This is a genomic window from Pseudonocardia kujensis, assembly GCF_021283305.1.
Classification (GTDB): Bacteria; Actinomycetota; Actinomycetes; order Mycobacteriales; family Pseudonocardiaceae; genus Pseudonocardia; species Pseudonocardia kujensis.
In genome coordinates, this window is record NZ_JAJSOK010000114.1 from 1 (window position 1) to 13425 (window position 13425).

The window sequence follows — 13425 nt, forward strand, 5'->3', positions numbered from 1 at the left end:
GCCCCCAGACCATGATCATCGGTTCTGGGGCAGGACGGTCGATTCCCGACCGTCTCCGTCCCCATCCCATGATCATGCCCGAGCGCCGGTCCACCGGACGTGCGTCCGGACAGCCGCGGGGACGCCGCGCTCCGGGGTGCGTGAGGGCCCTCAGCCCCTCTTCAGGGCGGTCAGGGGAGCGGCGAGCTCCCGCCACTGGTCGTCCGGAACGCCGCGCTTGTCCACCGGCAGCGTCTGGACGGCGACGTGGTCGGCGCCCGCGTCGAGGTGCGACTGCACCCGGGCGACGACGGTGTCGACGTCGCCCCAGGCGACCAGGGCGTCGACGAAGGCGTCGGACCCGCCGTCGGCCAGGTCGGACTCCTCGAACCCGAGCGTCTTGATGTTGTTGACGTAGTTCGGCTGCGCGAGGTAGGTCGCGGTGTAGCGGCGGCCGATCTCGCGGGCCTTCACCGGGTCGGTCTCCAGCAGGACGGCCTGCTCCGGACAGAGCAGCGGCTCCGCGCCGAGGGTCTCGCGCGCCCGGGCGGTGTGCTCGGGCGTGACGAAGTAGGGGTGCGCGCCGTCGGTCCGCTCGCCGGAGAGCTGCAGCATCTTCGGGCGCAGTGCGGCGAGGACGTACCGGACGGGGGTCGTCGGCCGCTGCGCGGTGTAGGGGGCCGCGTCGATGCCGTCGAGGTACTCGCGCATCGCGGTGAGCGGCTTGTCGTACTGGTGCCCCCGCAGGCCGCTGACCAGGTTCTGGTGGCTGACGCCGAGCCCGATCAGCACCCGCTCCGGGTAGGCCTCGGTGAGTGCCTTCGTGGCGCAGGAGGTGGCGACGGCGTCGCGCGCCCAGATGTTGGCGATGCCGGTGGCGCCGATCATCCGCTCGGTGGCCGACAGCAGCATCGACAGGTGGACGAAGGGGTCGCGGCCGGCGACCTCGGGGAGCCACAGGGCGCCGTAGCCCAGCGACTCCAGCTCGGCCGCGAGCTCCCGCGCCCGGGCTGCGGGGACGACGTCGAGGGCGCCGGTCCAGAGGCCGACGGCGGGAAGCGCGAAACGTGATCTCGTGTCCGTCACGCTCCGGACCCTAGGCTCCGGTCGTGAGCACCTCTACTGCGACGGAGCCCCGGGTCGCCACCGAGCGGCGCGGCCGCGTCCTGCTGATCAGGATGGAGCGGGCGGCCAAGCGCAACGCCGTCGACGCGGCGATGACCGCCGCGCTCGACGCCGCGCTCAACGAGCTCGAGGACGATCCCGACCTGTGGTGCGGCGTCCTCACCGGCGGGCCGACGGTCTTCTGCGCCGGCACGGACCTGGCGGGCGGGGCGGGGGAGCCGACCCCGCGGGGCGGCAACTACGGCGTCGTCAGGCGGGAGCGGTCGACCCCGCTGATCGCGGCCGTCGAGGGCGTCGCCTACGGCGGCGGTTTCGAGATCGTGCTGGCCTGTGACCTGGTGGTGGCCGGCCGCTCGGCGCGGTTCGGGCTGCCGGAGGTCGCCCGCGGACTGGTGGCGAACTGCGGCGCGCTGTTCCGCGCGCCGCGCCCGCTGCCGCTCAACATCGCGAAGCAGATGCTGCTCACCGGGCAACCCCTGGGCGCGGATCGGGCGTACGAGCTGGGTCTGGTCGCCGACGTCGTCGACGACGGGGGCGCCGAGGCCGCCGCGCTCGCCCTCGCCGAGCAGGTGTGCGCCAACGCCCCGGTCGCGGTCCGGGCCACGCTGCGGGCGGTCGAGACGGTGGCAGGCGAGCCCGACGAGCGCGGCTGGGCGGCCACCCGGGAGGCTTCCGAGGCCGTGCTCGCCTCGGCCGACCGGCACGAGGGCGTGGCCGCGTTCCTGGAGAAGCGCGAGCCGCGGTGGACCGGTCGGTAACCTGGCGATCATGACGGACGGGGCCCGGCGGGACGAGCTGGTCCGGCTGCTCCAGGCCTACGCCACCGAGTCCGCGCGGCTCGCCCAGGCCTTCTCCGAGCAGCACGGGCTGCACACGACCGACCTGCACGCGCTCATCGCGGTGCTGAACGCCGACCGCGTGGGCGAGCCGCTCACCGCGGGCCGGCTCGGCGCCCACCTCGGCCTGTCCTCGGGCGCGACGACGGCGCTGGTGGACCGGCTGGAGCGGCACGACTACGTCCGCCGGGACCGGGACGAGCGGGACCGGCGCCGGGTCGTGTTGCGCTACGGTGCCGCGGCGGCCGGGATCGGCCAGGCCTTCTTCGGGCCGCTCGGCGCCGGCATGGACGCGATGTTGGAGGGCTACACGGAGGCCGAGCTTGCCGCGGTCGCCCGGTTCCTCGCGGGGGTCACGGACCTGGTGACGCAGCGCCGTCGCGAGGTCCGTCCGCTCGCCCCGTCGTGACGGGGCGCGGGCATGTTCGACTTCCCGTTGCGCACGGGCCCCGCCACGGGTGAGGCTCACGATCGTGAGCGATGCCGCCCTCGATGCCGCCCTGTTGGACTCCCTCTCCTTCGAGCCGTTGACACCCACCGCGTACCTGGATCGCGCCGCCGCGGCGCACGGGGAGCGGATCGGGGTCGTCGACGGCGACCGGCGGTGGACGTACGCGGAGCTGCACGAACGGTGTACCCGGTTGGCCGGGGGGCTCGCGCCGATCGCGGACGGCCGGCCGGTGGCGGTGCTGGCGCCGAACACGCACGTGCTGCTGGAGGCGAACTTCGGGGTGCCGTGGGCGGGGGTGCCGCTGGTGGCGGTGAACACCCGGCTCTCGGCCGGCGAGGTCGCCTACATCCTGCAGCACTCGAAGGCGTCCGTGCTGATCCACGACCCCTCGTTCGACGCGCTGGTCGACGACGTGTTCGCCGCCCTCGACGCGCCGCTGCAGCGGATCCGGGCCGGTGAGCAGTACGAGGCCCTGCTGGCCGGGGCCGAGCCGCTGCACCTGACCCCGACGGACGAGCGGGCGCTGCTGTCGATCAACTACACGTCCGGGACGACGGGGCGGCCCAAGGGTGTGATGTACCACCACCGGGGTGCCTACCTGCAGGCCGTGGCGATGGTGGGGCACACCGGGTTGTCGCCGTCGGCGGTGCACCTGTGGACGCTGCCGATGTTCCACTGCAACGGCTGGTGCTTCCCGTGGGCGGTGACCGCGGCGGCGGCCCCGCACGTGTGCCTGCCGAAGGTGGAGCCGGCGCAGGTGTGGCGGCTGATCCGCGAGGAGGGCGTCACGCACCTGAACGGGGCGCCCACGGTGCTGTCGATGATCGCGTACGCGAAGGACGCGGCGCCGCTGCCGCAGGGCCACACGGTGCGGATCGCGACGGGTGGGGCGCCGCCGTCGCCGGCGATCCTGCGGCGGATGGGGGAGCTGGGGTTCGAGGTCACGCACCTGTACGGGCTGACCGAGACCTACGGCCCGGCGATGCTGTGCGACTGGCGCCCGGAGTGGGACTCCCTGGACGCGCAGGCGCAGGCGCGGCTGAAGGCGCGCCAGGGCGTCGGGAACATGATCTCGTGCGTGCCGCGGGTGATCGCCGAGGACGGCACGGACGTCCCGGCGGATGGGGCCACGACGGGCCAGATCGCCCTGCGTGGCAACAACCTGATGCTGGGCTACCTCGACGACCCGGAGGCGACCGCGGCGGCCGCGCCGGACGGCTGGTTCCGCACCGGGGACATCGGCGTCGTGCACCCCGACGGGTACGTGGAGCTCCGGGACCGCTCCAAGGACGTGATCATCTCCGGCGGCGAGAACATCGCGTCCGTCGAGGTCGAACAGGCCATCATGGACCACCCCGCGGTGCTGGAGGCGGCGGTGATCGCGGTGCCCGACGAGCGCTGGGGTGAGGTGCCGGCGGCGTACGTGATGCTGCAGGAGGGCGCGTCGGTGACCGAGGAGGAGATCCGCGAGCACGTGCGCGGGCGGTTGGCGCGGTTCAAGGCGCCCAAGTCCGTGACCTTCGGCGAGCTGCCCAAGACCTCCACCGGGAAGATCCAGAAGTACGTGCTGCGCGAGAAGGCGTGGGCCGGGGTGGAGCGGCGGATCCAGTGACCGGACGCCGCCCCCGGGCCGGGGGCGGCGGGGCGGGGTGGGTCAGGCGGTGAGCTTGCTCATCGCCTTCCACTCGTCCCACGGCACGGCCCAGTCGTAGACGTCACCGTCGTGGGCGGACAGCGGGACGCTGCTGCCGGTCACCTCGACCGGGTCGCCGTACATGGCGGTGTCGAAGTAGGCCTTCGCGTTCTTGATCGACAGGTTGATGCAGCCGTGCGAGATGTTCCGCCGGCCCTGCGCGGACTGCGAGGCCGGGTTGGCGTGGATGAACTCGCCGTTGTTGGAGATCCGCACCGCCCAGTACTCGGGCATGTCCACATAGCCGTAGTCCGGGTTGGACATGAGGACCTTCTCGGACTTCGCCATGACGATGTGGACGCCGCTGCGGGTGACCCGGCGCGGGTCGGTCTCCAGGCCGTAGCTGGCGGGCAGGTCCATCACCTGCTGGCCGTCGCGGATGACGACGATCCGGTGGCTGTCCTCGTCCGCCTTCACGATCTGGCTGCGGCCGATGGTGAAGTGCGTGGTGAGGTCGGCGGCGGCGTACCCGGCGGCGCCGAGGTCCTTGCCGTACAGCGACGCGGCGACCGCCACCTGGGTGCCGACGGGCCAGTACTCCTTCGGGCGCCAGTGCACCCGCGAGCCACCCCAGTCGTCGGGCAGCCAGGCCCAGGCGCCCTCGACCGGGGTGGACGTCGTGACCCTCAGCCCGCGCTCGACCTCGGCCTTCGCCTCGTCGGACAGGTCGCGGTCGAAGCGGATCTCGATCGGTGCGGCGATCCCGACGGTCGCGCCCTCGCCGATGTTGGTCGAGGCCTTGACCAGGCGCTTCGGGGCGACCGTGGTGAACGAGCCGGCCAGCGGGGTGGCCGCGCCGTCGGGCGCCACCATCGTGCCGCTCCACGTGTAGGTCTCGCGGTAGTCGAGGGGCGCGGTGGCGGTCCACCGTGACGCGTCACCGGAGTACGTGCCGGGCAGTGCGTCGCCGTCGGAGTCGGTGAGGGCGACGTCGCGCAGGGTGCCCGCGGTGGCCGTGGCCCGGGCGGCGCCGAGGGGATGGACGTCGACGGCGCCGGCGGCGGGCTGCAGGTCGAGCCGCGTGACGACGGCGGCCGGGGCCTGGGGCGCCGCCGCTCCGGTGTGCGAGGCCTCGGCGTTGGCGCTCGCGCACGCCGCCACGAGCCCGGCGCACATCCCGAGCGCGACGGCTCCCGCCAGGATGCGGCGCACGGCACGCCACTGCACGGATTTCACGCTTCCCCCTCGCGTCACACCAACCCCACGATCATCATGCCAACGGTCGGTGAGGATTCGGAGCGGAGGGTGATTGCGATTCGATTGCGGGAGGCGCAATCACCCGAACGGCGCAGGGAATGGTCGGCGCAATTTTGCGTGGCTCGTCCGGATCCGAATCACCCCTTCGGCGGCTCGGCTACCAGCGCCGGGGCCCGGAGGGGTGAGACGGGTCACCGCAGGCCGAGGGTGCGGTAGCGGCGGCGCCGCCGGACGAGGCGGTCGACCGGGGAGAGGGGGAGCAGGGCGCGCAACTCCGACTCCACGGCGTCGGCGACGCGGCGGGCGAAGGCCTCCGGCTCGTCGGCGGCGTCGGGGTGCTCGTCGACGATCGTGTCGACCGCCCCCGCCCGCAGCAGGTCCACCGCGCGGACGTGCTGCCGCGCCGCCACCTCCGCCGCCTTCTCCGGGGTGCCGTGCACGATCGTGCTCGCGCCCTCGGGCGGCAGCGGGGTGAGCCAGCCGTGCCGGGCGGCGACCACCCGGTCCGTGGGCAGCAGCGCCAGCGCGGCGCCTCCGGTGCCCTGCCCGAGCAGCACCGAGACCGTCGGGACGGGGAGCTCGGTCAGCTCGCCGAGGCAGCGCGCGATCTCGCCGGCCAGCCCGCCCTCCTCGGCCTCGACCGACAGCGCCGCCCCGGTCGTGTCGATCACCGAGACCACCGGCAGCCCCAGCTCGGCCGCCAGCCGCATCCCGCGCCGCGCGGTCCGCAGCGCACCCGGCCCGAGCGGCTCGACCGCCTGCGCCCGCCGGTCCTGGCCGAGCAGGACGCAGGCCACGCTGCCGAACCGCACGAGCGCCAGGAGCAGGCCACGCCCGGCCTCGCCCTCCCCGGTCCCGCCCAGCGGGACGACGTCCGTGGCCGCCAGCCGCAGCACGTCCCGGACCCCCGGCCGCTCGGGCCGGCGGGACCGCTCGATCGAGGTCCAGGCGTCCTCGTCCGGGCCGGTGGGCTCGCCGCGCGCGGGCGCCGACGGCGGCAGCCGCATCGGGTCGACGGGGTCGAGCATCGCCAGCACCCGCGCCGCGACCCCGGCGAGCCGCTCCACCGGGAGCACGGCGTCGACGATCCCGTGCCGGTGCAGGTTCTCCGCCTTCTGCACGCCCTCCGGGAACTCCTCGCCGTAGAGCGCGGAGTACACCTTCGGCCCCAGGAACCCGACGAGCGCGCCCGGCTCGGCCACGGTCACGTTGCCCAGCGAGCCCCACGACGCGAACACCCCGCCCGTCGTCGGGTGCCGCAGGTAGACGAGGTACGGCAGGCCCGCCGCCTTGTGCGCGGTGACGGCGGCGGAGATCGCCGCCATGCGCAGGAACGCGATCGCCCCCTCCTGCATCCGGGTCCCGCCCGACGCCGTCGCGGCCAGCAGCGGGAGGCGCTCGTCCGTCGCCCGCTCGATCGCCCGGATCAGCCGCTCCGCCGTGGCCACCCCGATCGACCCGGCGAGGAACGCGAACTCGCTGCACACGACCGCGACCCGACGGCCCGCGATCCGGCCCTCGCCGGTGACCACGGCCTCGTCGACGCCGCTGCGGTCGTGCGCGGCCGCGAGCTCCGCCCGGTACGCCGGGGTGTCGGCGACCAGCGGCACCGGGGCCGGTGTGGTGTCCCAGGACCGGAAGGTCCCGTCGTCGAGCACGGTCTCGAGCAGCTGGCGCGAGCGGGGCGTCACGGGGTGAGCCTGCCATCCGCCGGGCCCGGAGCAGGACCGTGACCCCGACAGGGCCCCCACCACCGGGCCCCCACCACCGGGCCCCCACCACCGGGCCCCCACCGCCGGGCCGCCGACAGCCGGCGCACAGGAATCCCTCACGGACCCCACACGAGCGGCCCGCACAGTGGGCGTATGACCGCCACGGCGACGCACCGGCGCGCAGCCCTGCGCACCCGGGGCGGGGGCCGGCCCCGCACCCGGCACTCCCTGCGCGCGCGACTGGTCGTGGCGGTGATGCTCCTGCTCGCGACGGTGTGCACGGTCGTCGGGCTGGCGACGGTGATCGCGCTGCGCCACTACATGCTCAACCAGCTCGACGACGACCTCGTCTCGGCCGGCGGCCGGTTCGTCGCCATCCAGAACGGGGCCGGCCCCGCCGGCCCCGGCCACCCCACCGACCCCACCGACCGCACCGACCGCACCGACCGCGGCGGGCGCGGGACCGGCGCCGACTCCGACTTCGGCGCCGACTTCCTGGGCGCCGCCCAGGCACCCCGCACGGTCGGCGCCACGGTCGTCGCGGGCCAGGTCACGGACGCGGTGGTGACCGACCGCGGCGGGTCGTCGCAACAGGTGCCCGCCGACGCCCTGGCCACGCTGGCGGCCGTCCCGACCGACGGCCACCCGGTGAGCGAGGCCCTCGGCGGCCTCGGCACCTACCGGCTCCTGGCCTCGGTCGACCGCTCGGGGACCGTGCTGGTCACGGGCCTGCCGCAGGCGGACGTCGACCACCTCACCCAGCTCCTCGTGGTGGCCGAGTCGATCGTCGTCGTGCTCGCGCTGACCGGCGCGGGGGTGGCCGGCGCGGTCGCCGTGCGGCGCGAGCTGCGGCCGCTCGAGCGGGTCGCCGAGACCGCGGGGCGGGTGTCGGCGCTGCAGCTCGACAACGGCGAGGTCGAGCTCCTCGAGCGCGTCCCGGCCGAGCACACCGATCCCGGCACCGAGGTCGGCCAGGTGGGCGCGGCCCTCAACCGCATGCTGGACAACGTCGCCGCCGCCCTCGACGCCCGGCACGCGAGCGAGGTCCAGCTCCGCCAGTTCGTGGCCGACGCCAGCCACGAGCTGCGCACCCCCCTCGCCGCGATCCGCGGCTACGCCGAGCTCACCGCGCGCGACCGGTCCCTGCCACCGAGCGCCGCGCACTCGCTCTCCCGCATCACCTCCCAGGCCGAGCGCATGTCCACGCTGGTCGAGGACCTGTTGCTGCTCGCCCGCCTGGACGCCGGGCGCCCGCTCGAGCGCGCCCCCGTCGACCTGACCCGCCTGGTGCTCGACGCCGTGTCCGACGCCGGCGCGGCCGGTCCCGACCACCGGTGGCGGCTGGACCTGCCGCCCGAGCCCGTGGTGGTGCCGGGAGACAGCCTGCGGCTCACCCAGGTCCTCACGAACCTGCTGGCCAACGCCCGCACCCACACCCCGGCCGGCACCGAGGTGACCGTGGGTCTGCAGGCGCCGCCGGACCCGGCGGACCCGGCCGACCGGGCCGTGCACGTCACCGTCACCGACACCGGCCCGGGGATCCCGCCCGAGCTCGCGGCCCACGTCTTCGAGCGCTTCGCCCGCGGCGACGGCTCGCGCTCGCGCGACCGGGGCGGCACCGGCCTCGGCCTCGCGATCGTGCGGGCGGTGGTGGCCGCGCACGGCGGTACGGTCACGGTGGCCGGCCGACCCGGCCGCACCACGTTCACCGTCCGGCTGCCGGCCCCGGCCCTGCCCCTCCCGGACGGCCCGACGATCCCGCTGCCCGCCCTCGCCGGCTCCTGAGCGTGGCGCCAGACCCTGCGGGGGTCACCCGGTCGACGTACCCTTTCGCGCACATCGTGCCCGGCTGTACCGATCAGCACCGATCACGGCGGATCACCCTGGAGTGCGGATGACCGAGACCGGCCAGCAGACCACCACCGGCACACGCCATCGGCTGCCCGTCAGAACACTCGTCGCCGCCTCCATCGGCAACGCGATCGAGTGGTACGACTGGACGATCTACGCGACGTTCTCGATCTACTTCGCGACGCAGATCTTTCCGCCGGGCAACGCGGCGCTGGCCCTGATCAGCACCCTCGCCACCTACGCGCTGGCCTTCTTCTTCCGGCCGCTCGGCGGGTTCCTGCTCGGCCGCTTCGCCGACGTCCGCGGCCGCCGCACGGCCATGATGCTGACCATCCTGCTGATGGCCGGCGGCTCGCTCGTGATCGCGATCCTGCCGACGTTCTCGATGGTCGGCTGGCTCGCCCCGGTCCTGCTGCTGCTCGCCCGCATCGCCCAGGGCATGTCGCTGGGCGGCGAGGTGTCCAACGCGTCGGCCTACCTCGGTGAGATCGCGCCGCCGCCCCGTCGCGGTCGCTACTCCTCGTTCTTCTACATCTCCACCGGCGCGGCCGTGCTCATCGCGAGCCTGCTCGGCGTGATCCTCGCCGGCACCCTGTCCGACGACCAGATCTCCGCCTGGGGCTGGCGGGTCCCGTTCCTGATCGGTGGCGTGCTCGGCGTCCTCGGCCTGTGGATGCGCCGGACGATCCCCGAGACCGACCAGTTCGAGACCAACAAGTCGAAGGCGCAGACGCTCAGGAACCCCCTGCTCACCACGCTGCGCGAGCACCCGAAGGCCGTGGGCCAGCTCGTCGGCTTCACCCTGCTCTCGACGCTCTGCTACTACACCTTCTTCTCCGCGCTGACCCCGTACGCCACGAAGTCCCGCGGCGCCGACCCGTTCGACGTCTTCCTCGCGCTGTCGATCGCCACACTGCTGTTCTGCCTGCTCCAGTACCCCATGGGCGCGCTCTCGGACCGGTTCGGCCGCAAGCCGCAGCTGCTGGTGTGGTCGGGGGCGACCGCGCTGCTGATCGTGCCGCTGTCCGCACTCGTCCGGCCCGGGGTCACCGGCCTGCTCGTGGTGTTCTGCGTGGGACTCGGGCTCTACACGATGATGACCTCGATCGCGCCCGCGATCATGAGCGAGCTGTTCCCGACCGAGTTGCGCGGGCTGGGCATCGGCGCCTGGTACAACCTCACGGTCGCGCTGTTCGGCGGGACCGCGCCGCTGATGATCCAATGGCTGGGCGGGGCCTTCTTCTGGTACGTCGCCGTCGGCGCGGCGATCGCCTTCCTCACCGTGCTCACGCTGCCGGAGACGAAGGGGACGGTGCTGCGGTAGCCGTGCCAGGGTGAGAGCCGTGAGCCGACCTGCGAGCTACGACGTCGCCGCCCTCCGCGCCCGGTTCCCCGCGCTCAAGGCGGGGACGGCGCACTTCGACGGACCGGGCGGCTCGCAGACCCCCGAGCCGGTGGCCCGGGCGGTGTACGAGGCCCTGGTCACGCCGATCGCCAACCGCGGCACCGTCACCAAGGCCGAGCGGCACGCCGACGGGATCGTGCTGCGGGCCAGGGCCGCGATGGGGGACCTGCTCGACGCCGACCCACGGGGGATCGTGTTCGGGCGCAGCATGACCCAGCTGACCTTCGACCTGGCGCGCACGCTCGCCGAGACCTGGCGGCCGGGGGACGAGGTCGTCGTCACCCGGCTGGACCACGACGCCAACATCCGGCCGTGGGTGCTCGCCGCGGAGGCCGCCGGCGCCACGGTGCGCTGGGCCGACTTCGACCCGGAGACCGCCGAGCTCACCGCGGCCGACGTCGCCGCCGTGCTGTCGCGGCGTACCCGCCTGGTCGCGGTGACGGGCGCGTCGAACCTCGTCGGCACGATCCCGCCGGTCGCCGAGATCGCCGCCCTCGCGCACGACGCGGGTGCGCTGACGATGGTCGACGGCGTGCACCTCACCGCGCACGCCGGGATCGACGTCTCGGAGCTCGGCGCGGACTTCTACGCCTGCTCGCCCTACAAGTTCCTCGGCCCGCACTGCGGGGTGCTGGCCGCCCGCCCGGAGCTGCTGGAGGAGCTGCGCCCGGCGAAGCTCGCGCCGAGCAGCGACGACGTCCCGGAACGGTTCGAGCTGGGCACCCTGCCCTACGAGCTGCTCGCCGGCACCACCGCCGCGGTCGACTTCCTCGCCGGGCTCACGGGCTCGCCGGCCGACCGCCGCACCGCCCTGCTCGAGACGATGAGCGCGATCCGTGCGCACGAGGAGCCGCTGCGCGTGCGGATCGAGCAGGCCCTCGCCGAGCTGCCCGGCGTCCGCGTGCGGTCCCGTGCGGCGCACCGCACCCCGACCCTGCTCGTCGAGTTCGCCGACAGGAACCCGGCCGACGCCTACCGCTACCTCGCCGAGCGCCGGATCAACGCCCCGGCCAGCTCCTTCTACGCGCTCGAGGCCAGCCGCCGGCTCGGGCTGGGCGACACCGGATCGCTGCGGATCGGGCTGTCCCCGTACACCGACGACTCCGACGTCGACCGGCTCCTCGACGGCCTGGCCTCGTTCGTGGCGCTCTGACGCAGGCGGCCACGACCGGGTGCGCCGAGGATCACAGAGCGGCCTGCGCGGACGCGGCTGCGGCCGAACCGCCGGGCGCCCGGCCGCGTCCACGGTGGCCGCCGCGCCGCGACCGGTCCGATGGTTGGCGGCGGTCTCCCCGGGCCGCTACGGTCGCCCGCGGCGTGGCCGCCCCGGCCGCCCGCGACCTGGGGGTTCTCCATGACGAGCGCAGCCGCACTGGGCGAGCTGCTCCTGAGCCGCAGCCTCGACGACCCCGAGCTGCAGGCCGCCACCGACGCCGTGCCCGACGAGCGGGTGCTGCCCGACGTGCACGTGCTCAAGATCGGCGGGCAGAGCCTGCTCGACCGGGGCCGCTCCGCGGTGTTCCCGGTGGTCGAGGAGATCGTGGCCGCGCTGCCGCAGTACCGCCTGCTGATCGGCACCGGCGGCGGGACCCGCGCGCGGCACGCCTACGCCCTGGCCGCCGAGCTGGGCCTGCCCACCGGCGTGCTCAGCGACATCGGCTCGGCCGTGGCCGGACAGAACGCGACGATGCTCGGCCACCTGCTCGCCAAGCACGGCGTCCCGGTGGTCGGCGGCGGCGCGACGGCCGCGCTCCCGCTGCGGGTCGCCGAGGTCGGCGCCGCGATCTTCGCTGGCATGCCGCCCTACGACATGTGGCAGCGCGTGCCGGCCGAGGGCGTGATCCCGCCCTACCGCACCGACGCCGGCTGCTACCTCGTCGCCGAGACCTACGGCTGCGCGTCGATGATCTTCGTCAAGGACGAGGACGGCCTCTACACGGCGAACCCGAAGACCGACCCGTCCGCGACGCTGATCCCGGAGATCTCGGTCGACGAGCTGATCGCGCGCGACCTGCCCGACCTCGCCGTCGAGCGGCCGGTGTTCGACCTCATGCGCAACGCCCGCTTCGTGAAGCGGATCCAGATCGTCAACGGCCTGAAGCCGGGACTGGTCACCCGCGCGCTCGCGGGCGAGCACGTCGGCACGATCATCACCGCGGAGGGCTGAGATGACGGACAACGGCGCGCAGTACGGCAAGGACGTCCCCTCGTTGCTGGCCCGGCAGACCCTGCTCGACCGGGATCTCGTCCGGCCCGTGACCTCCCGTCCGGTGATCCGGATGCTGCCGTGGCTCGACATCGTGGTGATCGGCGGCGGCACGATCGTCGACCGCGGCCGGGACGCGCTCCTGCCCCTGGTCGAGGAGCTGCGGGAGGCCTTCGCAGAGCACCACCGCATGCTGATCCTCACCGGGGCCGGCATCCGGGCCCGGCACGCGATCGGCGTCGGCCTGGACCTCGGCCTGCCCACCGGTGCGCTCTCCGCGCTCGCGGCCACCGAGGCCGAGCAGAACGGGCACCTGCTCGCCGCCCTGCTCGCGGCCGACGGCGTGTCCTACGTGCCGCACGGCACCGTGGCCCGCCAGCTGGCCGGGCACCTCGCAGCGGCGCCGGCGGTCGTGTCGAACGGGTACCCGCCCTACGGCACGCACGAGTTCCCGGCCGCCGTCGGCAAGCTGCCGGTGCACCGCACGGACGCGGGCGCCGTCCTGCTCGCCGACGCGTTCGGCGCGCAGCGGCTGATCTTCGTCAAGGACACCGACGGCCCCGGGGGCCGGGTCCCGGCCACCACCGCGGACCTCCCCGTGGACCGGCTGGCGTGCGAGCTGCTGTCCACGGCCAAGAACGTCCGCGAGTTCCGGGTGGTCAACGGCCTGACCCGGGGCGCGCTGACCGACGCGCTGGCCGACAAGGACGCGGGCACGGTCGTCCACGCGTGACCGCCGGCCGGTGCGGTCAGGCCAGCCAGCCCGGCCGCACCAGCCCGGTCTCGTACCCGAGCACCACGAGCTGGGCCCGGTCGCGCACGCCCAGCTTGACCATCGAGCGGCTGACGTGCGTCTTCGCCGTGGCCGGGCTGACCACGAGCCGCTCGGCGATCTCGTCGTTGGACAGGCCGGCCGCGACCAGCGCGAGGACCTCGCGTTCGCGGCCGGTCAGCGCGTCGAGCCTGCGGT

At 74.5% G+C, this 13425-nt stretch carries 12 protein-coding genes; 8 read left to right on the forward strand and 4 right to left on the reverse strand.

From position 1 onward, the window contains the following. Window positions 1-150: 150 nt before the first annotated feature. Complete coding sequence (locus LWC35_RS37545; RefSeq protein WP_232875280.1) at window positions 151-1065, reverse strand: TIGR03620 family F420-dependent LLM class oxidoreductase; 915 nt, start codon at window positions 1063-1065, stop codon at window positions 151-153. Between the two features lie 23 nt (window positions 1066-1088). Between LWC35_RS37545 and LWC35_RS37550 the strand changes: the two genes are divergently transcribed. The 3 genes from LWC35_RS37550 to LWC35_RS37560 all read left to right on the forward strand — a co-directional run bounded on the left by LWC35_RS37550 (window position 1089) and on the right by LWC35_RS37560 (window position 4003). After that, window positions 1089-1862, forward strand: coding sequence for an enoyl-CoA hydratase-related protein (locus LWC35_RS37550; RefSeq protein WP_308194753.1), 774 nt, complete (start codon window positions 1089-1091; stop codon window positions 1860-1862). Window positions 1863-1872: 10 nt separating this feature from the next. Then, a complete protein-coding gene (locus LWC35_RS37555; protein WP_232875282.1) occupies window positions 1873-2349 on the forward strand; it encodes a MarR family transcriptional regulator in 477 nt (158 codons plus the stop codon). Window positions 2350-2443: 94 nt separating this feature from the next. Next, window positions 2444-4003 carry an acyl--CoA ligase family protein gene (locus LWC35_RS37560; protein ID WP_232875293.1) on the forward strand — a complete coding sequence of 520 codons (1560 nt, stop codon included), beginning with the start codon at window positions 2444-2446 and terminating at the stop codon, window positions 4001-4003. Window positions 4004-4045: 42 nt separating this feature from the next. Here LWC35_RS37560 and LWC35_RS37565 read toward each other — a convergent pair whose 3' ends face one another. Together LWC35_RS37565 and LWC35_RS37570 are read right to left on the reverse strand one after the other, a co-directional pair. Next, window positions 4046-5260 carry a L,D-transpeptidase gene (locus LWC35_RS37565; RefSeq protein WP_232875283.1) on the reverse strand — a complete coding sequence of 405 codons (1215 nt, stop codon included), beginning with the start codon at window positions 5258-5260 and terminating at the stop codon, window positions 4046-4048. A gap of 212 nt (window positions 5261-5472) precedes the next feature. Further along, on the reverse strand, window positions 5473-6972 hold the full coding sequence (locus LWC35_RS37570) for a carboxyl transferase domain-containing protein (RefSeq protein ID WP_232875284.1): 1500 nt from the start codon (window positions 6970-6972) through the stop codon (window positions 5473-5475). A gap of 174 nt (window positions 6973-7146) precedes the next feature. Between LWC35_RS37570 and LWC35_RS37575 the strand changes: the two genes are divergently transcribed. The 5 genes from LWC35_RS37575 (at window position 7147) to LWC35_RS37595 (ending at window position 13188) form a co-directional block, all read left to right on the forward strand. Next, window positions 7147-8778 (forward strand): sensor histidine kinase, encoded by a 1632-nt coding sequence (locus LWC35_RS37575; RefSeq protein ID WP_269805473.1) that lies wholly within the window; start codon window positions 7147-7149, stop codon window positions 8776-8778. A 109-nt stretch (window positions 8779-8887) separates the two neighbouring features. Beyond that, window positions 8888-10168: an MFS transporter gene (locus LWC35_RS37580; protein WP_232875285.1), complete on the forward strand. Its 1281-nt coding sequence runs from the start codon at window positions 8888-8890 to the stop codon at window positions 10166-10168. Window positions 10169-10187: 19 nt separating this feature from the next. Next, complete coding sequence (locus LWC35_RS37585) at window positions 10188-11402, forward strand: cysteine desulfurase-like protein (protein ID WP_232875286.1); 1215 nt, start codon at window positions 10188-10190, stop codon at window positions 11400-11402. Between the two features lie 201 nt (window positions 11403-11603). Further along, complete coding sequence (locus tag LWC35_RS37590) at window positions 11604-12416, forward strand: amino acid kinase family protein (RefSeq protein WP_232875287.1); 813 nt, start codon at window positions 11604-11606, stop codon at window positions 12414-12416. Window position 12417: 1 nt separating this feature from the next. Further along, complete coding sequence (locus LWC35_RS37595; protein WP_232875289.1) at window positions 12418-13188, forward strand: amino acid kinase family protein; 771 nt, start codon at window positions 12418-12420, stop codon at window positions 13186-13188. A 16-nt stretch (window positions 13189-13204) separates the two neighbouring features. On the opposite strand, the gene LWC35_RS37600 is transcribed toward LWC35_RS37595, so the two are convergent. Continuing rightward, window positions 13205-13425 (reverse strand): response regulator transcription factor (locus tag LWC35_RS37600; protein WP_232875290.1); only part of this gene is annotated, 221 nt, incomplete at its 5' end.

What these genes read in the sequence shown, in the direction of transcription:
- LWC35_RS37590 (WP_232875287.1), top strand. Translation starts at nt 11,604, where the DNA reads ATGACGAGCGCAGCCGCACTGGGCGAGCTGCTCCTGAGCCGCAGCCTC.
- LWC35_RS37555 (WP_232875282.1), top strand. Translation starts at nt 1,873, where the DNA reads ATGACGGACGGGGCCCGGCGGGACGAGCTGGTCCGGCTGCTCCAGGCC.
- LWC35_RS37580 (WP_232875285.1), top strand. Translation starts at nt 8,888, where the DNA reads ATGACCGAGACCGGCCAGCAGACCACCACCGGCACACGCCATCGGCTG.
- LWC35_RS37595 (WP_232875289.1), top strand. Translation starts at nt 12,418, where the DNA reads ATGACGGACAACGGCGCGCAGTACGGCAAGGACGTCCCCTCGTTGCTG.
- LWC35_RS37575 (WP_269805473.1), top strand. Translation starts at nt 7,147, where the DNA reads ATGACCGCCACGGCGACGCACCGGCGCGCAGCCCTGCGCACCCGGGGC.